The sequence below is a fragment of the Stutzerimonas stutzeri genome (assembly GCF_002909485.1).
GTDB lineage: Bacteria > Pseudomonadota > Gammaproteobacteria > Pseudomonadales > Pseudomonadaceae > Stutzerimonas > Stutzerimonas stutzeri_AH.
In genome coordinates this window covers 170,432-191,144 of the sequence record NZ_PPXG01000007.1, presented here as the reverse complement: position 1 = coordinate 191,144, position 20,713 = coordinate 170,432, and the positions used below count along the sequence as shown (strand labels likewise).

Genomic DNA, 20,713 nt, shown 5'->3' with positions numbered 1-20,713 from the left:
CATCCGTGATGCTCCATTGGGCCCCGCTTAGGCGGGGCTTTTTTTCGTCCGCGTGACAGGCCAGACTGCGCGCATGCCTATCCAGACCGTACACCGTCTCGCCGAACTCGATCCCGCCGAATGGGATGCCTTGCTGGCCGATACCCAGCCCTTCCTGCGCCATGCCTTCCTCTCATCGCTGGAAGACAGCGGCAGTGTGGGCGGGCGCAGTGGCTGGCAGCCCGCCCATGTCCTGTTGCGTAACGAACTGGGTGAGTTGCAGGCGGCGTTGCCGTTGTATCGCAAGAGCCATTCGTACGGCGAGTACGTGTTCGACTGGGCCTGGGCGGATGCCTGCCAGCGAGCCGGTATCGGCTATTACCCCAAGCTGCTCTGCGCAGTGCCCTTTACTCCGGTCACTGGCGGCCGATTGCTGGGTGATGTGGAAAGCGCAGGGGCACTGCTCGATGTGCTGACCGATGGGCTGGAGCGGCACGAGCTCTCCGGGCTGCACGTGAATTTCACCGAGCCCGAGGCTGACCAGCTACTGGCGGGCCGGGACGGCTGGTTGGAGCGCATCGGCTGTCAGTTTCATTGGCATAACCGCGGCTATCGCGACTTTCAGGATTTTCTCGACGCGCTGACCTCGCGCAAGCGCAAGCAGCTGCGCAAGGAACGCGAACAGGTCGCAGGACAGGGCATCACGTTCGATTGGCGCGAAGGCCATCAGCTCTGCGAAGCGGAATGGGATTTCGTCTATGCCTGCTACGCCAACACTTATCAGGTCCGCGGGCAGACGCCGTACCTGACCCGCCAGTTTTTCAGCCTGCTGGCCGAGCGCATGCCGCAGGCGATTCGCGTGGTGCTGGCCCTGCAGGGTTCGCGGCCGGTGGCGATGGCCTTCAGTCTGTGCAACGAACAAGGCCTGTATGGCCGCTACTGGGGTTGTCTGGCGGAGTTCGACCGGTTGCACTTCGAAACCTGCTTCTACCAGGGTATCGACCAGGCCATCGCCGACGGGTTGCAGCGCTTCGACGCAGGAGCGCAGGGCGAACACAAGCTCATTCGGGGCTTCGAGCCAGTCATTACGCGGTCGTGGCATTACCTGCAGCATCCGGGCTTGCGTGCGGCGGTGGCGGATTTTCTGCTGCAGGAACGTGCAGGGATACTGGCTTACGCCGAGGATGCACGACAGGCGCTGCCGTATCGGCAGGCAGGTGAGTAGCGAGCCGCTGATCTGCTACTGGTAAGCGCCGATTTTTCCGTTGTCCTGCCGGGCCCCGGCTGTTTCGCCTGTGTTTCTGACATGGCACGGGGCGTCGCGGATCACTCGTGGGACGCTGCGCTGTTTTCCTCGTGAATCTGCAGCATCCGTTCCAGTTCACCGCGCAATAGTGGGTCCTGGCAGCCTGGGAGGTACTCACGCAGCTTGCGGATTACCCACTGCTGGCCCTTGTCGACGAAGGGCAGGCGAGCGTCCATGGATTCGATAGCCATCGCCTTGCCGTAGAACGCGCCGGTGTCCTTGTTGGGTTCCAGGCCAAGATGCTTCAGGCAGTTGAGCAGCAGCTTGCAGCTTTCGATTTCCCCCTGGCGGACTTGTTCGAGCAGCTGCCGTTGCTCCGGCGTGCACGGCTGTTGAAGCGACTCGCCGGCAACCTTTGCACCAGCGCGCTCTGCGCTGAGCAGGTCCTGCAGCAGTTGGGCTTCGCCTTCAGGGGTATTCAGCGGGCTTTGCGGGGTAGTCATGTCGCGATCTCCTTTTGGTTGAGGGTTTCGCAAAATAGCGGCGCCAAGTGCGTGCCGTCGTATACGAAAAGGGCCGGCGAACCGGCCCCTCGGGGATCAGAGCTTCTTGGCGGTAATGATCTTCACCGGCGTCAGCGGGACGTTCTGCATGGTGGTGCGGTTGCCCGTGGGGACCTGCGCAATCTGATCGACCACGTCCATGCCGCGCACGACCTTGGCGAACACCGCGTAGCCGAAGTCGCGGCCACCGTGATCGAGGAAATCGTTGTCACGATGGTTGATGAAGAACTGGCTGGTAGCCGAGTTGACGTTCTGGGTGCGTGCCATGGCCACTGTGCCACGCACATTATGCAGACCGTTATCCGCCTCGTTCTTGATTGGCGCTTTGGTGGGCTTCTGATTCAGTCCTTCGCCAAAGCCGCCGCCCTGGACCATGAAGCCCGGAATAACACGATGGAAGACGGTGCCATCGTAGAAACCGCTGTCCACGTAACCGAGGAAGTTCTCGACGCTGATCGGCGCCTTTTCCGCTTCCAGCTCCAGTTCAATTTCACCCAGGGTGGTGTTCAGCAGTACACGAGGGTTTTCGGCGGCAAACAGATTGCCGGCCAGCAGTAGGGAACAGGCGGCGAGGGCGATGCGTTTCAACATGATTTCTTTCCTGATGTTGTGGGTGCGGTCAGCCGGCCAGTGTAGTGGCCTGCCCGGCATCGTACGTCTTGATCAGCTCGATGAGAATCCGGGTAGCCGGACCAAGTGGTCGATCATGGTTAGTGTAGAGATAGAACAACGGTCGACGGATGCCGCCTTGCACGAGCGGTAGCGGCTTGAGCACGCCTTCTGCCAGCTCGCGCTCGATCAGGTGTTTCGGCAGCCAGGCGAACCCAAGGCCGCTGCTGACGAAGGCCACGGAAGTGGCCAGGCTGCCAACTGTCCAGCGCTGCTCGGCGCCCAGCCATCCGGCATCGCGGGGTTGGCGCAGGCCGGTGTCGCGCACCACGATCTGCATCTGGCTCTGCAGATCCTGGACGCTTAGTTTGCGCCCCAGCTGATGGAGAGCGTGGTCAGCATGGGCGACGGCGACGAATTCCACGGTGCTGAGCTCGCTGCCCAGATAACCGGTAATGTCCAGGCCGCTGATCGCCAGGTCCGCGGTACCGTCTTTCAATACCTCCTCGACGCCGGAGAGCACTTCCTCGCGCAGGCGAATCCTGCAGCCACGGCTTTTAGGCATGAATTCGCTGAGAGCCTGGATCAGTTTGGCGCTCGGGTAGGCGGCATCGACCACTAGCCGCACTTCGGCTTCCCAGCCCTGTTCCATGTGATGCGCCAGTTCCTCCAGCTGGCTGGCCTGGGTAACCAATTGCCGGGAGCGGCGTAGCAGCACTTCTCCTGCATCGGTCAACACCGCCTTGCGGCCATCGATACGCAGCAGCGGCACCCCGAGCTGCTCCTGCATGCGCGCCACGGTATAGCTGACCGAGGACTGCGACCGATGCAGTGCTTCGGCCGCCTGAGCAAAGCCGCCGTGATCGATGACTGCCTGCAGAGTGCGCCACTGATCGAGGGTCACACGGGGCACTTTCATTCCTTCGCTTCCTTTAGGGTCTGTTACGCTGGCCGCTCCATCGAGGAGCCCAGTCAAATGAAAACAATCGGTTACCTGCTCTTTGCCCTGTTACCGCTTACCGCCAGCGCGGCGACTTATCCAATAGATGTCGATCAGCAGCTCAACGGCGCGGATATCAATGTCACTCCGCAGGCCATCGACCGCGACCTGGCGGCGTTGCTGTTGCTCAATTACGGGGAAACGACCGCGGTGTGCACGGCGGTATTCCAGAATGGTCCGGAAGCGCCCCGTACTCGGCGCACCGAGGTGCAGCCGGGTGAGCGAAAGGCGCTGACGTCGAAGTTCAAACGCGACGTGATCCGCCTGCGCGTCAAGCTGACCTGCGAGCCACAATAAGCGCACAGCCATGCCGCCGTCGGAGTAACTGCTGAGCGGTGCGCCGTGCGGTCAATCCAGCACGTTGTCCAGAATCTCGTAGACGATCCCGGTGGCAATAGCGACCAGAATGACGTCGCGGCCAGCCTGTTGCCATTCATAGCCCTCGTACCGAGGCAGATGCCCGAGCAGGCGGCTATCCATTTGCTTGGCGATACCTGGCGGCAGCGGTTTACCTCGCGCCAGATTCTTCTGGATACCCGGAGGCAGGGCAGACGCCGGCGCCAGCAAATCGCGATGATTACGCAGTGTGCCGCGAACGGCGCCGAGATCTATCGAGGGTCCATGATGGCGGTAATCCTGCTGTATCCCTGGCCGATTCCCATTGTTGCGATCCGGCTTGCCCTTGCCGGGGTGTTCCCTGTCCGGCTGTGCAAGGCCGATAGTGGCATGCAGCGCTAACGAAAGCGCGCCGGTCAACAGTGCTATCCGCTTGGTCGAGATCATGCGTACCTCCTGGGCATTAAGCCGCTACGCTTTTGTCAGCTTAGCCTGAGTTTCGAAGGCAAAACATGCCGGCCGTTACAGAACGCGCCTTTGCTCGGCAGACGGGTTAACCTATGCCATCGTTATTTTTCTCCGAGGTAGCTCCCTTGTTTGACCAATTCGCCCTGCACGAACGCCTGCTCAAGGCCGTCGCCGAACTTAAATTCGTCGAGCCGACCCCGGTGCAGGTGGCGGCGATCCCTCCGGCGCTGGAAGGGCGCGACCTGCGAGTGACCGCGCAGACAGGCAGCGGCAAGACCGCCGCATTCGTGTTGCCGATGCTCAATCGACTCATCGGTGATGCTGTGGTGCGCACCGATGTTCGGGCGTTGATTCTGCTGCCGACTCGCGAGCTGGCCCAGCAGACGCTCAAGGAAGTAGAGCGCTTCTCTCAGTTCACCTTCATCAAGTCAGCGATGATCACCGGTGGTGAGGATTTCAAGGTTCAGGCGGCCATCATGCGCAAGGTACCGGACATCCTCATCGGCACCCCGGGGCGGATGATCGAGCACCTGAACGCTGGTACGTTGATTCTCAGGGACGTGGAGCTGCTCATTCTCGACGAAGCCGATCGCATGCTCGACATGGGTTTTGCCGACGATGTGCAGCGCCTGGTAAACGAGTGCGCAAAACGTCAACAGACGCTGTTGTTCTCTGCCACCAGCGGCGGCGCGGCGCTGCGTGAGATGACTGCTAGCGTATTGCGTGATCCGCTGCACTTGCAGCTCAATCGGGTCAGCGAACTCAACGAAGGCACCCGTCAGCAGATCATCACCGCCGAAAACACCGAGCATAAGGAAAAGCTGGTGCACTGGCTGCTGGCCAACGAGACCTACAAGAAGGCGGTGATTTTCACCAATACGCGGGTGCAGGCTGATCGGCTCTATGGAAGGTTGGTCGCAGAAGGCGTAAAGGCCTACGTGCTGCATGGCGACAAGGACCAGAAAGATCGCAAGCAGGCCATTGACCGGGTCAAGGAAGGAGGGGTCAAGGTGCTGGTCGCCACTGATGTGGCGGCACGTGGACTGGATATTGAAGGCCTGGATCTGGTGATCAACTTCGATATGCCGCGATCGGGCGATGAGTACGTACATCGTATCGGACGTACCGGGCGCGCTGGTGGCGAGGGGCTGGCGATCTCATTGATCTGCCATAACGACTGGAATCTGATGTCGAGCATTGAGCGCTATCTCAAACAGCGCTTCGAGCGCCGGGTGGTCAAAGGACTCAAAGGCAGTTACCAGGGGCCGAAGAATCTGAAAGCCTCGGGCAAGGCTGCGGGCACCAAGAAGAAAAAGGTCGAGAAGAAGAAGGGCGTGGAAAAGAAATCCAAGCCGGCAGGCCGACGGCCGAACGGCGCCAAGCGGGAAGCTCCGTCACCGGTGGTGAGCCAGGACGGAATGGCCCCGCTCAAGCGCAAGAAGCCGGCGGCGGAATAGCCGGCGGCTAGTCAGCCCTTATCGAGCGTCAGCTGGCGGAATATCGGCTTCGCGTTCCGCTTCCTCGATCTGCTTCAAGCGCTTGTCATAAGCTTCGCACTCGTCGCCCAACTGGTCGGCGGTGCGCTTGGCCTGCATCTGTTGAATTTCTTCGTTGATCTCCTTGGCGCGCTCCGGATTGCTTTGGGTGAGCTGATTGACGCGCTCGGCCAGCTGCTCCGCCTTGGCATTCACCTCGTCTGTCGTGCAAGCCGCATGTACAGCAGGGCTCGCCAGCAGGGCGGCAGTCAGGGCAATCGTCAGGGTTTTCATGGCTCAGTCCTCAATTAATCGTTCTGAACGGTGGATCGCATCTGGGTCTCTTTAGTTCAGCGCGAACCCTGTGGCACCAGAGACGGTCGGTATGTACAAGCGCCTCGTTTCAGAGGCGAGTACTTGTTAGGGGAGAACGGCCATGAGCTACAACTGGGATCTGATCCAGCGTCTGCTGCATGAAGTCCAGACGGGTGCCAACGACAGCTTCAAGCCGCGCCGCTATGCCGAGGAACATGCTGCGCAGCTGGAAACTGACGGCCAACCGATGCCCAATCTGGATAGCCTGCGAGCCGAGGCCGCCGACTATGAGAGCCTGTTGTTCGAAGGTGGGTTTATCGTCACCCGGCCGGAAGAAGAGGGCGGCAACGGCGAAAACTTCGTTCTGACCGAGCGTGGCTCACGCCTGCTGGCAATGCTGGATAACCCGCAGGATGTGGGGCAGCGTCAGCGCCTGGCGGACAAGGGTGAAGCGGCCCTGGTACCGGAAGTGTTTGACGAGTTGGCAGTCGATCGTCCCTGACCCGCGCTACAGGCGAAAGCCATCGACAATGTAGCCCGCCAGCGTTTCGCTGACCGGCGACTGCTGCTGCGGATTGCGCAGTAGCACGATGCTGCTTTGCGGCAGTCGGGGTAGTCCTTCTGCTTCGCCAAGTATCTGCAATTCGGCGGGGATCAGGCTCTGCAACTGAGCAGTTAGTGCCAGCCCGGCCCCCACCACCGCCATGATCGCCGACAGACTTGGGCTGGTATAGGCGATTCGATACTCGATTTCCCGTGCGTCCAGCGCATTGCAAACCCAGGCGCGACAAAAGCAGTCCGTGTTGAAGGTGGCCAGCGGTAGAGGTCGGTGCTCTTGCAGGCTGAAGCCGGGAGCAGCTGCCCAGACGATGTGCTCCTGACGCAGCAGCTGGCCGATCTCGTTGCCCGGCTCGCGGGTGACGATGCTCAGGTCGAGATCGCGCCGCTGCAGCAACTGGCTTGAAGGCTCGCAATGCACCTCGACCTGCACCAGCGGAAACGCCTGGGCGAATCGCGCGAGAATGCCGGGTAGAAAGCGCATGACATAGTCGTCCGGCGTGCCGATTCGTACAGCGCCGACCATATGCGGCTGACGTAGGGTGGTCATGACTTCCCCATGCAGCTTGAGTATTCGGCGTGCAAAACCCAGCAGTATCTGTCCCTCGGCCGTAAGCCTGACTTGTCGGCCATTGCGCTCGAATAGTGGGCGCTGCAACACGTCCTCCTCAAGGCGTTTCATCTGCATGCTCACCGCTGACTGGGTGCGGTTGACTGCCGCGGCTGCGCGCGTGAATCCGCCGTGATCGGCGATGGCGACGAAGCTGCGCAGTAGTTCGGTGTCGATATTGGGATAGTTCGCCATTCATCAATCCTCGAGATGCAAGGCATCAGGAACATTCGTTGGATTGATGTTAATCGCAGCGCAACACTGGCGCCAATCCAACAGGAGGGTGCCGCGATGAACACGCATAAAATCGCTTCGCAAACATTCCCGCAGACGAAGGGGGCGAGGGCCTCTGCATCGCAATTGTTGTTGCACGCCTGGCGAATCCTGCGGCGTTGGAACCAGCTGGCGCGCCAACGGCATCAGCTGGCGGGTCTTAGTGACGCCATGCTCAAGGACATTGGCCGCAGTCGTGCCGACGCCGAATGGGAAGCTAGCAGACCGTTCTGGGATGATCCGGACTGCCGCTGATCAATGACCCAGAACCAGCTTTTGAATGCCTAGCGAAAGACTGACGGTGACCAGCATGAGGGCGAACAGACGCTGCAGCAGGCTACTGTTGAGGTACTGCGCCAGGCGATTGCCTGCCAGTACCCCGAATGCGCCTCCTAGCGCCAAGCCGCCGAGCAGAGGAAATGGGGGTTCGGCATCGGTGAGGTAGAGCAGAAAGCCGCCGCCGCTAACCACTGCGATCACTGCCATCGAGGTTGCCATGGCGCTTAGCAGCGACAGCGAGGTGAACCAGAGTAGCGCCGGGACGATGAGGAAGCCCCCGCCGACACCCATCAGTCCCGATAGCAGGCCGACACCTACCCCGATGCCCAACAGTGCCAGGTGACGGTCCTCGGCATTTTCCTTGGCTGGCAGGTTGGCGCCGCGCCACATGCGCCAGGCCGACCACAGCACCAGCAGGCAAAAGCCGATGATCAGCCAGCGCTCGGGAATGAACTGGCCCAGCCATTGGCCTGCGGCGTTGCCCGGCAGGCCGCATATGGCCAGCAACAGCACAGGACGCCAGGCGACCTGGCCCAGGCGCGCACGAGGAATGGCGCCGATCAGCGCTGACATTGCCACCGCGCCGAGGCTGACACCGATGGCGTCGCGTAATGGCAGGTGCAGGCTGAGCAGCAGGGGTAGGGCGACCAGTGAGCCGCCCGCCCCGGTGAGCCCCAGCAGCAGCCCGAGAATCAGGCCGATGCCCAGTGCTTCGAGGAGCAGGATATCCATCAGGCGGCGCCGGTGTGCGGTAGCGTCATTGTGGAAGCCTTCGTGATTTGCATTGCGTGCTCCATTTCAGCGCTCAGTCGCCCATGTCATTTGTACGCCTGCAACTGCGAGCGTTCCGGTCAACGGGCCGGGCACCCGACTGCATCACGCCCCCGCTGTGGCCTGTATGGATGGTCAGGGCGACAACGCGCGGCGCAGGCTGAAAGCGCCACGTAGCTCGCCTTCGCGGAAACCTCTTGCCTGATCCTGTGGATAGCGCTGCTCAAGCAGGCTCAGTAGTTCCGGGCTGATGTTCGCGCCGTGACAGCTCAGGCAGGCTTCGCCGGTGCCGATGGCCTGCATGTAGCGGTATTCGCCATCAACCACCTCGTCATGGCTGAGTTGCGCAAGCGGTTCGCCGGCGGCGGATCGTTGGGCAAATTGCTCGAGTACGGATTGCTCCCAGGTGTCCGGCGCGTTGTCGGGGTTGCGCAGTTTGAGCGCGGTGCGTCCGACTTTCCAAGGGGCCTGGCTATGCTGTTGGGCGATTTCGGGTGCGAGCAGCTGACACGCCTCGACCGCCTGGCTCGGGCCGCCGTCAGCCATGGCCTGCTTGACCGTAGCGAGTAGCTGCTGTTGAAACGCCGGGATCAGGCTGGCTGCCTCGTTGCGTAGTTGTTCGGCGTCGGGCACGGGTGCTGCTTGAACACTGAGCGTGAGCAAGCCCAGTGCGAACAAAAACTGCGGTTTCATGGAGTCCTCCGGGTTTAGCTGCCGCGGATCAGTTTACGCAACAGGAAGCGGTTGGGATGGCATGCTTCGGCCACCTCCCGTGGCAGCGGCAGCGGTTCGTCATTCAGCCAGGCGGCCAACAGCTCGCCGGACAGCGGCGCACTGATCATGCCGCGTGAGCCATGGGCGGTGTTGACGTAGAGCCCGCTCAGCCAGGGGCAGCTGGCGTGTTGAGGCTGGCGGGCGTTCCTGCCGAGCGCCGCATAAGTTTCTGCGAACGCCTGTGGCTCAGCCATTGGCCCGATCATCGGCAGGTAGTCCGGACTCGTGCAGCGGAACGCTACGCGTCCCTGGAGCGATTCAGTTTGTTGCGGATCGGCTTGGAGGCGGTCGTACAAATCCTTCGATATCTGCTCGAGCATCTCCAGGTTCGACTGATGCTCGACGACGCTTGGCGCATCGTCGATTTGCTGGAAGTTGAAGCTCGCTCCCAGTGTGTGCGTACCTTCCCGAGGCGGCGCGACGTAGCCTTTGGCGCAAAGCACGGTACGTAGCTGGTTGCTCTGGGTGGTCGCCGGCAGGCAGGAAATCTGCCCGCGAATGCGTTTGAGCGGTAACCAGGCGCTCTGGCTGAAACGCGCTGCGTCGGCCGCATTTGCCAGTACTACCACTGGCGCCTCGGCTAATACCGTCTCATTGCTAAGCACTTTCCAGTTAGCGCCGTCACGGCGCAGTTCCAGCGCTTCAGCGTATGTTTGCAGTTCGATGCCCGGCTGCTGCAGAAGCCAGCGACACAGCGCGGGCGGGTTGGCCCAGCCGGCGTCCGGGTAGAACAGTCCGCCTTCAGACAGCGCGACTCCGGCAAGGTCCTGAGCGTGTTCCCGCGACAGCGGATGGACCAGCGCGAAAGGGAACGCCGCCGCCAGCTCTGCCTGGCGTTCGCGCTCCTTTTCGTCGTAGATCAGCTGCAGCACGCCACAGGCTTGCCAGTCCTGGCCGGCTTGCAGGTTGCCAAGCAATCTGCGGGTGTAGCTGAAGCCGCTGACCACCAGCCGCGATAGCGCGGTGCCGTGGGCGGAAAGTTTTAGATAGAGCACGCCTTGGGGATTGCCTGAGCCTTCCTGCGCCGCCTCGGCGTGGCGCTCGAGCACGGTCACCCGCCAGCCCCGGGCGGCCAATGATGCCGCCGTTGCGCAGCCAGCAAGCCCGGCGCCAATGATTACCGCGTGACGCTCGGCAGCCTCGCAGGCGGGGCGAGCGAACCAGGGTTTGTCCGATGCGGTGGTCTCGGCTGTCCGCAGATACCCGCGCAGAATCTCGCGCTTGTGCCCATGTCCCGGCACCCGTTGCATGTCGAAGCCGGCATCGGTCAAACCGCGGCGCACGAAGCCTGCGCTGGTGAAGGTGCCCAGGGTAGCCCCAGGTGCGGATAGCCTGGCCAGCTCGGCGAACAGCGCTGGCTGCCACATCTGCGGGTTCTTTGCTGGGGCGAATCCATCGAGGAACCAGGCGTCGACACGTGCATCCAGGCTGGGTAGGCATTCGAGTACATCGCCAACCAGCAGGGTCAATACCACACGCCCGCCGGCAAAGACCAAGCGCTGATAACCCGGATGCAGCGCAACGTATTGCTGCAGCAGCTGTGCTGCCTGTTCCTGGAGCTCCGGCCACAGCGCCAGCGCGCGCTGTAGGTCGTCACGGGTCAGTGGGTGCTTTTCGACGCTGACGAAGTGCAGTCGCGCCTGGGTATTGGCGGTACGCTCGAACAGGTGCCAAGCGCACAGGAAGTTCAGGCCCGTACCAAATCCTGTTTCGCCTATCACCAGGTGCTGATTGCCTTGAAGTGCGGCGAAGCGTTGCGCAAGGTCGTTCTGCGCCAGGAACACGTGCTCGGTTTCGGCCAACCCGCTGGCGCGTGAAAAATACACGTCGCCATACAAACGGGACTGCGGTACGCCGTTCTCGTCCCAGTCGAGTTCGGCATGCTGGAAAGCGTCAGAGGCAAGTCGATCGGTCATCGTGATTCCTGAATGGGGCTGCGCGAGGCAATCGGCCGGGCGTGGCATGACCGCCCGGCACTGTCGGTCAGCTGTCGGCTTGGGCGTGCTGTTCCAGCCGGTCGATGGCGGCATCCAGCTCGTCCAATGCGGCCTCGCTAGCCGGGTGGTTCTGCTTGAGCAGCGTCTCGCTCTGCTGGCAGGCGTTGCGCAATTGCGGCACGCCGCAGTAGCGGGTGGCGCCGTGCAGGCGGTGCACACGCTCAATCAGCGCCAGGCGATCGCCTGCCTTGCGTGCTTCACGGATCGTACGGCGGTCGCCCTCCAGCGACTGCAGCAGCATGCCGAGCATGTCGTCGGCGAGGTCAGCCTTGCCTGCGGCCAGGCGTAGACCTTCTTCTTCGTCGAGCACTTTCAGCCCCGGCTCGGGTTGCGACGCAGGTTCGGTGGGGCGTTGCGGCTGGCTGCGCAGTGCCAGGCCGGTCCACTTCAGCACCACCTGGGCGAGCTGACGGTCGCTGATGGGTTTGGTGAGGTAGTCGTCCATGCCACTTTGCAGTAACGAGCGTTTCTCGTTTGCCAGGGCATGGGCTGTGAGCGCGATGATCGGCAGTGGCGTACTGCCCTCGACGTGTTCCCAACGGCGGATGGCCTCGGTGGTTTGCCTCCCGTCCATGCCAGGCATCTGCACATCCATCAGTACCAAGTCGAAGGTGTGCTGCTTGACGGCCTCCAGCGCAGCGAGCCCGTTGTCCACTGCGACGACCTCGGCGCCCATGTCGCCGAGCAGCGTTTTTACCAGCAGCAGGTTGGCTGGGTTGTCATCCACACAGAGCACGCGTGCCGCCCGACTGGGCGCCGCTGCAACGGGCTCGGTATACGCCTGGTTCGGTCGCACCAGCTCCAGAAGCACCCGCTGCAATTTGCGGGTGCACGCAGGCTTGCCTTGCAGCTGCGTATAGCTGTGAGCTTCCGGCAGGGTGTCGTGGTAGTGCGCCTGTTCGGTGGTTGGGCAAAGCACCACGCATTTGCAGCCGAGCGCTTCGATTTCCATCAACCGGTCGCTGAGGGCCTCTGGCGTGATTTCGCGATTGGTGACGCCGAGGATGGCCAGATCGATCAGCTGGCTGCCCTGGCGCTTTGCGGATATGGCGTCCTGCATCTGGCCGAGCGAGTCGAAGGTGTGTACTTCGAGCCCAAGGCTTTCCAGCTGATGCTGCAATGCCTGACGGGCCAGCGGATGCTGTTCCAGCAGAGCGATGCGCCGTCCCTGCAGGGCGGGGTGGGGCAGGTCTTCGATGTCATCACGGGCCTTGGGCAGGCTGAGGCTGATCCAGAATTCCGAGCCTTCATCGGGAATACTGTCGACGCCGATCTCACCGCCCATCTGCTCGATCAGGCGCTTGGAAATCACCAACCCGAGCCCGGTACCACCGGGCTGGCGTGACATGGAGTTGTCTGCCTGGCTGAAGGCCTGGAACAGGGCGCGCAGATCTTGATCGGTCAGACCGATGCCGGTGTCTTGGACGCTGATGCGCAGCTGGGCGCGATCGGAGTTGTCATCCTCGACCATGGCACGCACCGCGATGGTGCCTTCATTGGTGAATTTGATGGCATTGCTGATCAGGTTGGTCAGCACCTGTTTGAGACGCAGCGGATCGCCCACCAGCGACAGCGGCGTGTCGCGGTAGACCAGGCTGACCAGCTCCAGCTGCTTGGTGTGTGCGGCCGGAGCAAGGATGGTAAGGGTGTCCTCGATCAGATCCCGCAGGTTGAATGGGATGCTGTCGAGTACCAGCTTGCCGGCCTCGATCTTCGAGAAGTCGAGGATCTCGTTGATGATGCCGAGCAGACTGTCGGCGGATTGTTCAATGGTACCCAGATAGTCCTGCTGGCGCGGGGTGAGATCGCTTTTCTGCAGCAGCTGGGTGAAACCGAGGATGCCGTTGAGCGGTGTGCGAATCTCGTGGCTCATATTGGCGAGGAACTCGGATTTGATCCGGCTGGCCTCCAGGGCTTCTTTGCGCGCCAGATCGAGCTCGATATTCTGGATCTCGATGGTCTCCAGGTTCTGCTGCACGTCCTCGGTGGCCTGATCGATACTCTGTTGCAGCTCTTCACGGGCGCTGAGCAACGCTTCGGCCATGCGGTTGATGCCAGACGCCAGCTCATCCATCTCATGGCTGCCCAACGGCGGCAGACGGGTTTCTAGATGGCCGTCCTTGAGCTGCGCAACGGCGCCTTTGACTCGCTGCAACGGCAGGCTGATCGCTCGGCTCATGCGCAGCGCCAGTAGCGCTGTAATGATCAGGCCGGCACTGACTAGAAACAGGCTGGTGAGCAGGCTACGGTAGCCACGCAGCAGCGTGTTGTGGTGCGAGAGCTCCAATTCCAGCCAGCCAATCAGCTTTTCACTCGGGCCGCGGACTTCATCGGCAAGGTTCAGGTGGCGGCTGAGGACCGGCATCAGAATGCGCGTGTGGTCCATGCTGCTGACGCGGGTCAGGCCCTCAGGATCGCCTGGTGGCGGCGGGGTCAGCATGCGCGGGCCAGCATGCACGCGCTGGGTGCGCTCGGGGTCAAGAATGGTCACGGCGCGGACGTCGGCCTGATCCAGGACCTGGGTCAGAATGCGTTGTAGGCGCTTGTCATAGCCCAGATTCATGGCGGGGGCGGCCAGCGGTGCGAGCTGCTCGGCTATAAGCTGGCCGCGCTCGTCGAGCTGGTGGCGCATCTCGGACAGCTGCATCCAGGTGAAATAGGCGCCGAGCACCACTGCCAGCAAGGTGCTGGGCAGCAACGTCAGCATCAGCACGCGGCCACGAATTCCTAGGTCTTTCAGCACAGTCCGTCCACCGATCCTGAGTTGCAGCGCGCTAGTGTAGCGGCTCGGCTCGGTGGAATCTGCACGCCAGATCAAGGCCTGACGCGCATCCCTCAGTCGAGGCCGCGAATTTCCTTGCCGTTGAAGTCGGGCAGCTTCCAGTGGAAGGTCATCGCCAGCACGCGGAACAGGAAGCCGCTACCTAGCGCCGCCAAAGTGGCCAGCGTGGTATTGATCTCCAGCCACAGCATGCCCACGTAGAACACTCCAGTGAACAGCGCCACGGTAGCGTACAGCTCGCGTTGCAGCACCATTGGCACCTGATTGCACAGCACGTCGCGCATCAACCCGCCGAAGATGCCAGTGATCACGCCGGCCAGGACCACGATAGACGGGTGCGCGCCCATGCCCATCGCCACGTCGCAGCCGATCACGGTAAACGCCACCAGGCCGAGGCCGTCCACCAGCAGGAACACCATGCGCAGGTGATGCATGTGGCGGGCGATGAAGCCGGTGACTATTGCCGCACCGATGGTGAAGGTGAGGTATTCAGGATGGGCGATCCAGCCGACGGGGTAATGACCGAGCAGCACATCGCGTGCAGTACCGCCACCCAGCGCCGTCACAGTGCCCAGCAAGCAGATGCCGAACAGATCCATGCCGCGGCGCATACCCATGATGGCGCCGGACATGGCTTCGGCCGTGATAGCAATCAGATAGATGGTGTGCAGCAATTCCACGACGACTCTCCGGGCGGGTGTGCTGCACGCCTATGGGGCGCTGCAGCAAGGGATGCGCGATTATGGAGCAATGTTGGCTAAATTTGTCGTAGCTAAGTATTTTTAGGCCATGCAAACATTTTCTTAATCGGAAGGCCGCATGAACCTCGATCCGAAGCAGACCGAAGCATTTCGAACGGTGATCCGTACTGGTAGCTTCGAACAGGCTGCGCAGCGCCTGCACCTGACGCCGCCGGCAATCTCCCAGCGCGTTCGTGCTCTGGAAAGCACGTTAGGCAGCGCACTTGTGGTCCGTAGTCGGCCCTGCCGGGCCACCGAAACCGGGCAGCGGCTGCTGCAATATCTCAAGCGCGCCACCTTGCTCGAAGCCGACCTTCTGGCAGACCTCGCCGAGCGCAGTGATGCGCCACTGGTAGTGGTCGCGGCGCTGAATGCGGATAGTCTGGGGACCTGGTTCTTTCCGGCGCTGGCTGAGGTGCTGATCCGCGAACGGGTGCTGCTGGATCTCACCGTTGAGGATCAGGATCACACCTACAGCCTGCTTGAAACGGGCCTGGCAATCGGTTGCATCAGCACCGAACCCAAGCCCATGCGTGGCTGCACGGCCAGCCCCCTGGGCAGCATGCGCTACCGCCTGGTGGCATCCCGTGACTTTCGCCAGAAGCACTTCGCCACCGGCCTGACCCGCAACGCGGCGCGCAAGGCGCCGGTGGTCGCCTACACGCGCAAGGACACGTTGCAGTCATCCTTTCTGTTGCGCCGTTTCGGGTTGCCGGAGGGAGCTTATCCCTGCCATTTCGTCCCGGGTGCCGAACCGCATTTCAGCGCGATTCGCTACGGCCTGGGCTACGGCATGGTGCCCGAACTGTTGCTGCATGATGCGCTGAGTGCCGGCGAGGTGGTCGACCTGGCAGCCGACGAACCGCTCGAAATTGCCCTTTACTGGCATACCTGGAAGGTGCAGTCACCACGCATGGAGCACCTTTCGCGACAGATCATCGATGCGGCGCCGAAGATACTCGCACGGCCTTAGGCAGGCTGGGGATGAGCGCGGGTGCATCCGAACTAATGCCGGTCAGTTGAGACGGTCTGCCCGTCGTCGAGCGTTGCCGGTATCATGGCGACCTCTTCAGATGCCGTACGACGCCATGACTACACACTATCCGACCATTGCCGATTGCATCGGCAACACCCCGCTGGTTCGTCTGCAGCGGATGCCGGGTAAGACCAGCAATACCATTCTGGTCAAGCTCGAGGGAAACAACCCGGCCGGTTCGGTCAAGGATCGCCCGGCGCTGTCGATGATCAATCGCGCCGAGTTGCGCGGCGACATCCAGCCCGGCGACACACTGATCGAGGCGACTTCCGGTAACACCGGCATCGCCCTGGCCATGGCGGCGGCGATCAAGGGTTATCGGATGATTCTGATCATGCCGGACAACTCCAGCGCCGAACGCAAGGCGGCCATGACCGCCTACGGCGCCGAACTGATTCTGGTGACCAAGGAACAGGGCATGGAAGGAGCCCGCGACCTGGCGCTGAAGATGCAGGCCGATGGCCGCGGCAAGGTCCTCGACCAATTCGCCAATGGCGACAACCCCGAAGCGCACTACAACAGCACCGGCCCGGAGCTCTGGCGGCAGACCCAGGGCAGCATTACGCATTTCGTCAGCTCCATGGGAACCACCGGGACCATCATGGGCGTTTCGCGCTACCTAAAGGAGCAGAACGCTGCTGTGCAGATCGTCGGTCTGCAGCCGATGGAAGGTGCCGCCATCCCGGGCATCCGTCGCTGGCCCCAGGAATACCTGCCGAAGATCTACCAGGCCGAGCGCGTCGACCGCGTCATCGACATGTCGCAGCTCGAAGCCGAGCAGGTGATGCGCCGTCTGGCCCGTGAAGAAGGCATTTTCTGCGGCGTTTCCTCCGGCGGTTCCGTAGCGGCCGCCTTGCGCCTTTCGCAGGAGCTGGAGAATGCGGTGATCGTGGCGATCATCTGTGATCGCGGCGATCGTTATCTATCGACTGGCGTGTATGACGCACCCAATTGACTGCTCATCAGCGGCGCGCTCCCACGCGTCGCATTGCGTCGCCCATTACATTTTCAACGAACAGCACAGCGCAGGTTCCAGCTGATGGCCAAACGTAGCGGCGCTTTGCGCTTTCAACCCAGCGGCGGCGAGCGCAAGCCTCAGGTGCCGGTCGGCAAGAAGCAGCGCTTGAACATCGAGCGGCTGGCCAATGACGGACGCGGCATTGCCTTCGTCGATGGTCGCACCTGGTTCGTTGAGGGCGCACTGCCTGGCGAAGAGGTTGAGGTGCGCGTGCTGGCTGCGCGCAGCCAGATCGTCGAGGCGCGTTGCGAACGGGTGCTCCAGGCCAGCGCACAGCGCCAGGTAGAACCATGCCCGCATGCCCGCCTGTGCGGCGGCTGCAACCTGCAGCATGCCCCTATTGCAGATCAACTCGCCCTCAAACGGCACACGCTAAGCGAACAGCTGAGCCGTGTGGCCGGTCTGCAGCCGGAAAGCTGGGCCGAGCCGCTGGTCGGGCCGGAGTTTGGCTACCGACGCCGGGCGCGACTGGCGGTGCGCTGGGACGTCAAGAACAAGCATCTGGACATCGGGTTTCGCGCCAGTGCCAGCCAGGAGATCGTCTCAATCGAGCAGTGCCCGGTTCTGGTACAGCCCTTGCAGTCGCTGCTGCCGGCATTGCTGACGGCACTGCGCGATCTGGGCAAGCCCCAGGCAATCGGTCACGTCGAACTCTTCAGCGGCACAGCCGAGGCCGTGCTGATTCGCCACACCGCAACGCTGCCGGAAAGCGACATGGCGCGGCTGCGCAGCTTCGCCGCCGTGAATCGTGTGCAGCTCTGGTGGCAGGGTGACGGCGAGCCGCAGGCAGATGATACCCAGCTGCGGTTGGGTTACCGGCTAGAGGCGTGGGATCTGGAGTTGGCCTGGCGCCCAGGGGATTTCGTACAGGTCAACGCGCCGGTCAACGATGCGATGGTCGCTCAGGCTCTGGAATGGCTCGGAGCAGGCAAGGACGAGATGGTGCTCGACCTGTTCTCTGGGCTGGGCAACTTCAGCTTGCCACTGGCTCGCACGGGCGCTCGAGTGGTCGGTGTCGAAGGCGTGGAGGCGATGGTGGTGCGGGCTCAGGAAAACGCGCAGCGCAACGGGTTGGAACACGCGCACTTTTATCGGGCCGACTTGTCGAAGCCGCTTGCCGATGCACCTTGGGCGCGCAGCGGGTTCCCCATGGTGCTGCTCGATCCGCCACGCGACGGCGCGCTGGAAATCGTTCGACAAATGTCGCAGCTGAAGGCTCAGCGCGTGGTCTATGTTTCATGCAATCCGGCTACCCTTGCGCGCGATGCGCGCGAGCTGGCCAACCAGGGATTTCGCCTGAAGCGCGCCGGGGTGCTGGATATGTTCCCGCAAACCGCCCACGTCGAAGCCATGGCGTTGTTCGAGCGAAGTTAGCGCTCGATGCTGCATTCTTGACAGGCGAATTGCCTGTGGTTCAACCGACCGGCACACAGAATGCCGGCGTTTATGGCGCAGCTGCTGCGCAGAAGGGAAGGTTAGATGGTACAGGTCAGAGCGCTTCAGCCGATCAATACGGACGGCAGTATCAACCTGGATGGCTGGCTCGATCATGTGTTGGGGATGGACCCGGCACTCGACCGCGCGGCCCTGAAGGAAGCCTGTGAGTTCGCCCGTGAGGCGGAGCAGCAGGCCAATGCGGCGCAGAATCTCTGGAGCGAGGGCACGTCCAGCTACCAGATCGGCCTCGAGATCGCGGAAATTCTCGCCGACCTCAAGCTGGATCAGGACAGCCTGGTTGCCGCAGTCATCTATCGCGGCGTGCGTGAAGGCAAGATTCAGCTGCCTGACGTGCATCAGCGTTTCGGCTCGGTAGTGGCCAAGCTGATCGAAGGCGTGCTGCGAATGGCGGCGATCAGCGCCAGTCTCAACCCACGCGAATCCCTGGTGCTCGGCTCCCAGGCGCAGGTGGAAAACCTGCGCAAGATGCTGGTGGCCATGGTCGACGACGTGCGCGTTGCGCTGATCAAGCTTGCCGAGCGCACCTGTGCCATTCGTGCGGTCAAACTGACCGATGAAGAAAAGCGTCAGCGCGTCGCTCGCGAAGTCTTCGATATCTACGCACCGCTGGCCCATCGCTTGGGCATCGGCCATATCAAGTGGGAGTTGGAGGATTTGTCCTTCCGCTACCTTGAGCCCGAGCAATACAAGCAGATCGCGCAGCTGCTGCATGAGCGCCGGCTCGACCGCGAGCATTACATCCAGAATGTCGTGCAGCAGCTCAAGGACGAGCTGACCGCAACCGGCATCCAGCCCGATATCGACGGGCGCGCCAAGCACATCTATTCGATCTGGCGGAAAATGCAGAAGAAAGGCCTGCAGTTCAGCCAGATCTACGACGTTCGCGCCGTTCGCGTGCTGGTGCCGGAAGTCCGCGACTGCTACACCGCACTGGGGATCGTGCACACCTTGTGGCGGCACATTCCGAAGGAGTTCGACGACTACATCGCCAACCCGAAGGAGAACGGCTACCGGTCGCTACACACTGCGGTGATCGGCCCGGAGGGCAAGGTGCTGGAGGTGCAGATACGTACCCATGCCATGCACGAAGAGGCCGAGCTGGGCGTCTGCGCGCACTGGCGCTACAAGGGCACCGATGTCAATTCCGGCTCCAACCATTACGAGGAAAAGATCGCCTGGCTGCGTCAGGTGCTCGAATGGCACGAAGAACTGGGTGACATTGGCGGCTTGGCCGATCAGTTGCGAGTGGATATCGAGCCTGATCGGGTTTACGTGTTCACTCCGGACGGCCATGCCATCGACCTGCCCAAGGGCGCGACGCCGCTGGACTTCGCCTATCGCGTGCATACCGAGATCGGCCACAACTGCCGTGGCGCCAAGATCAATGGCCGCATCGTGCCGCTCAACTACAGCCTGCAGACCGGCGAGCAGGTGGAAATCATCACCAGCAAGCACGGTTCGCCGAGCCGCGACTGGTTGAACCCGAACCTGGGTTACATCACTACGTCGCGCTCGCGGGCGAAGATCGTTCACTGGTTCAAGCTGCAGGCGCGAGACCAGAACGTTGCTGCCGGCAAGACGCTGTTGGAGCGCGAACTGGGGCGTCTGGATCTACCCCCGGTCGACTTCGACAAGCTGGCCGAGAAAGCCAACCTGAAAGGTGCCGAGGACATGTTTGCCGCGCTGGGCGCCGGCGACCTGCGCTTGGCGCATCTGGTCAACATGGCGCAGCAACTGGTCGAACCGGAGCGTGGCTACGACCAGCTGGAGTTGATTCCGCGGCGCTCCGCGCCTTACAAACCGGGCAAACGCGGCGACGTGCAGATCCAAGGCGTCGGCAACCTGCTGACTCAGATGGCTGGCTGCTGCCAGCCGTTGCCGGGCGATCCGATCGTCGGTTACATCACTCAAGGACGTGGCGTCAGCATCCACCGCCAGGATTGCCCGTCGGTTCTGCAACTGGCCGGGCGTGAGCCGGAGCGGATCATCCAGGTCAGCTGGGGTCCGGTGCCGGAGAAGACCTATCCGGTGGAAATTATGATCCGCGCCTACGACCGTGCTGGCTTGCTGCGTGACATCTCGCAGATGCTGCTCAACGAGCGTATCAACGTGCTTTCGATGAACACCCGTTCGAACAAGGAAGACAGCACCGCGCAAATGACGCTGACCATCGAGATCCCCGGGTTGAGCGCCCTGGGTCGCTTGCTTAGCCGCATTTCGCAGCTGCCGAACATCATCGAAGCCAAGCGCCAAAGAGCAACGTAAGGCGCAGCACTGCGGCGGCGCCTACCGCGCCGTGGTGGATGGGTGAAGCGTCATCCACCCTACGATGCAATACGGTTTTGGGGCGTTTGGCCCGGACCGAACCGTAGGGTGGATGTCGCTTTTTACATCCACCATGATGCCATCAGCGCCCCTCACCAGCC

20 protein-coding genes are annotated in these 20,713 nt (G+C 62.1%); 9 read left to right on the top strand and 11 right to left on the bottom strand.

Going from position 1 to position 20,713, the window contains the following annotated elements:
- The first annotated feature begins 73 nt into the window (after window positions 1-73).
- A complete protein-coding gene (locus tag CXK91_RS17410) occupies window positions 74-1,204 on the top strand; it encodes a GNAT family N-acetyltransferase (protein ID WP_103457341.1) in 1,131 nt (376 codons plus the stop codon).
- Between the two features lie 101 nt (window positions 1,205-1,305).
- Here the strand turns inward: CXK91_RS17410 and CXK91_RS17405 are convergent, their stop codons facing one another.
- The 3 genes from CXK91_RS17405 to CXK91_RS17395 all read right to left on the bottom strand — a co-directional run bounded on the left by CXK91_RS17405 (window position 1,306) and on the right by CXK91_RS17395 (window position 3,316).
- The gene (locus CXK91_RS17405) at window positions 1,306-1,728 is read right to left on the bottom strand and encodes a DUF6306 domain-containing protein (protein WP_103457340.1); all 423 of its coding nucleotides are present in this window, start codon (window positions 1,726-1,728) and stop codon (window positions 1,306-1,308) included.
- A 96-nt stretch (window positions 1,729-1,824) separates the two neighbouring features.
- Complete coding sequence (locus CXK91_RS17400; RefSeq protein WP_103457339.1) at window positions 1,825-2,379, bottom strand: peptidylprolyl isomerase; 555 nt, start codon at window positions 2,377-2,379, stop codon at window positions 1,825-1,827.
- Between the two features lie 28 nt (window positions 2,380-2,407).
- Window positions 2,408-3,316 (bottom strand): LysR family transcriptional regulator, encoded by a 909-nt coding sequence (locus tag CXK91_RS17395; RefSeq protein ID WP_103457338.1) that lies wholly within the window; start codon window positions 3,314-3,316, stop codon window positions 2,408-2,410.
- A 57-nt stretch (window positions 3,317-3,373) separates the two neighbouring features.
- Between CXK91_RS17395 and CXK91_RS17390 the strand changes: the two genes are divergently transcribed.
- A complete protein-coding gene (locus CXK91_RS17390; RefSeq protein ID WP_103457337.1) occupies window positions 3,374-3,694 on the top strand; it encodes a 3-phosphoglycerate kinase in 321 nt (106 codons plus the stop codon).
- A gap of 51 nt (window positions 3,695-3,745) precedes the next feature.
- On the opposite strand, the gene CXK91_RS17385 is transcribed toward CXK91_RS17390, so the two are convergent.
- Window positions 3,746-4,180: an anti-virulence regulator CigR family protein gene (locus CXK91_RS17385; protein WP_103457336.1), complete on the bottom strand. Its 435-nt coding sequence runs from the start codon at window positions 4,178-4,180 to the stop codon at window positions 3,746-3,748.
- Window positions 4,181-4,326: 146 nt separating this feature from the next.
- Here CXK91_RS17385 and CXK91_RS17380 point away from each other — a divergent pair, with 146 nt between their 5' ends.
- Window positions 4,327-5,658: a DEAD/DEAH box helicase gene (locus CXK91_RS17380; protein ID WP_103457335.1), complete on the top strand. Its 1,332-nt coding sequence runs from the start codon at window positions 4,327-4,329 to the stop codon at window positions 5,656-5,658.
- An 18-nt stretch (window positions 5,659-5,676) separates the two neighbouring features.
- Here CXK91_RS17380 and CXK91_RS17375 read toward each other — a convergent pair whose 3' ends face one another.
- Entirely contained in the window at window positions 5,677-5,970 is a 294-nt protein-coding gene (locus CXK91_RS17375) for a hypothetical protein (RefSeq protein ID WP_103457334.1), read from the bottom strand.
- 142 nt (window positions 5,971-6,112) lie between these two features.
- Between CXK91_RS17375 and CXK91_RS17370 the strand changes: the two genes are divergently transcribed.
- The gene (locus tag CXK91_RS17370) at window positions 6,113-6,493 is read left to right on the top strand and encodes a transcriptional regulator (RefSeq protein WP_103457333.1); all 381 of its coding nucleotides are present in this window, start codon (window positions 6,113-6,115) and stop codon (window positions 6,491-6,493) included.
- Between the two features lie 6 nt (window positions 6,494-6,499).
- Here CXK91_RS17370 and CXK91_RS17365 read toward each other — a convergent pair whose 3' ends face one another.
- Window positions 6,500-7,354, bottom strand: a complete 855-nt coding sequence (locus tag CXK91_RS17365) for a LysR substrate-binding domain-containing protein (RefSeq protein WP_103457332.1) — start codon at window positions 7,352-7,354, stop codon at window positions 6,500-6,502.
- Window positions 7,355-7,450: 96 nt separating this feature from the next.
- Between CXK91_RS17365 and CXK91_RS17360 the strand changes: the two genes are divergently transcribed.
- Window positions 7,451-7,687 (top strand): DUF1127 domain-containing protein, encoded by a 237-nt coding sequence (locus tag CXK91_RS17360; RefSeq protein ID WP_103457331.1) that lies wholly within the window; start codon window positions 7,451-7,453, stop codon window positions 7,685-7,687.
- Here CXK91_RS17360 and CXK91_RS17355 read toward each other — a convergent pair whose 3' ends face one another.
- The 5 genes from CXK91_RS17355 to CXK91_RS17335 form a co-directional block, all read right to left on the bottom strand.
- Window positions 7,688-8,443, bottom strand: coding sequence for a sulfite exporter TauE/SafE family protein (locus CXK91_RS17355; RefSeq protein WP_003283741.1), 756 nt, complete (start codon window positions 8,441-8,443; stop codon window positions 7,688-7,690).
- Window positions 8,444-8,617: 174 nt separating this feature from the next.
- Window positions 8,618-9,175 (bottom strand): Tll0287-like domain-containing protein, encoded by a 558-nt coding sequence (locus CXK91_RS17350; protein ID WP_103457330.1) that lies wholly within the window; start codon window positions 9,173-9,175, stop codon window positions 8,618-8,620.
- A 14-nt stretch (window positions 9,176-9,189) separates the two neighbouring features.
- The gene (gene mnmC, locus CXK91_RS17345; protein ID WP_103457329.1) at window positions 9,190-11,172 is read right to left on the bottom strand and encodes a bifunctional tRNA (5-methylaminomethyl-2-thiouridine)(34)-methyltransferase MnmD/FAD-dependent 5-carboxymethylaminomethyl-2-thiouridine(34) oxidoreductase MnmC; all 1,983 of its coding nucleotides are present in this window, start codon (window positions 11,170-11,172) and stop codon (window positions 9,190-9,192) included.
- A 67-nt stretch (window positions 11,173-11,239) separates the two neighbouring features.
- Window positions 11,240-13,996, bottom strand: coding sequence for a response regulator (locus CXK91_RS17340; protein ID WP_181003975.1), 2,757 nt, complete (start codon window positions 13,994-13,996; stop codon window positions 11,240-11,242).
- A 92-nt stretch (window positions 13,997-14,088) separates the two neighbouring features.
- A complete protein-coding gene (locus CXK91_RS17335; protein ID WP_103457328.1) occupies window positions 14,089-14,715 on the bottom strand; it encodes a trimeric intracellular cation channel family protein in 627 nt (208 codons plus the stop codon).
- Window positions 14,716-14,854: 139 nt separating this feature from the next.
- Here CXK91_RS17335 and CXK91_RS17330 point away from each other — a divergent pair, with 139 nt between their 5' ends.
- The 4 genes from CXK91_RS17330 (at window position 14,855) to relA (ending at window position 20,552) form a co-directional block, all read left to right on the top strand.
- Window positions 14,855-15,748 (top strand): HTH-type transcriptional regulator ArgP, encoded by an 894-nt coding sequence (locus CXK91_RS17330; RefSeq protein ID WP_103457327.1) that lies wholly within the window; start codon window positions 14,855-14,857, stop codon window positions 15,746-15,748.
- Window positions 15,749-15,863: 115 nt separating this feature from the next.
- Entirely contained in the window at window positions 15,864-16,766 is a 903-nt protein-coding gene (gene cysM, locus CXK91_RS17325) for a cysteine synthase CysM (RefSeq protein WP_103457436.1), read from the top strand.
- A gap of 84 nt (window positions 16,767-16,850) precedes the next feature.
- Complete coding sequence (gene rlmD, locus CXK91_RS17320; RefSeq protein ID WP_103457326.1) at window positions 16,851-18,203, top strand: 23S rRNA (uracil(1939)-C(5))-methyltransferase RlmD; 1,353 nt, start codon at window positions 16,851-16,853, stop codon at window positions 18,201-18,203.
- Between the two features lie 105 nt (window positions 18,204-18,308).
- A complete protein-coding gene (gene relA, locus CXK91_RS17315) occupies window positions 18,309-20,552 on the top strand; it encodes a GTP diphosphokinase (RefSeq protein WP_103457325.1) in 2,244 nt (747 codons plus the stop codon).
- The last annotated feature ends 161 nt before the right edge of the window (window positions 20,553-20,713 follow it).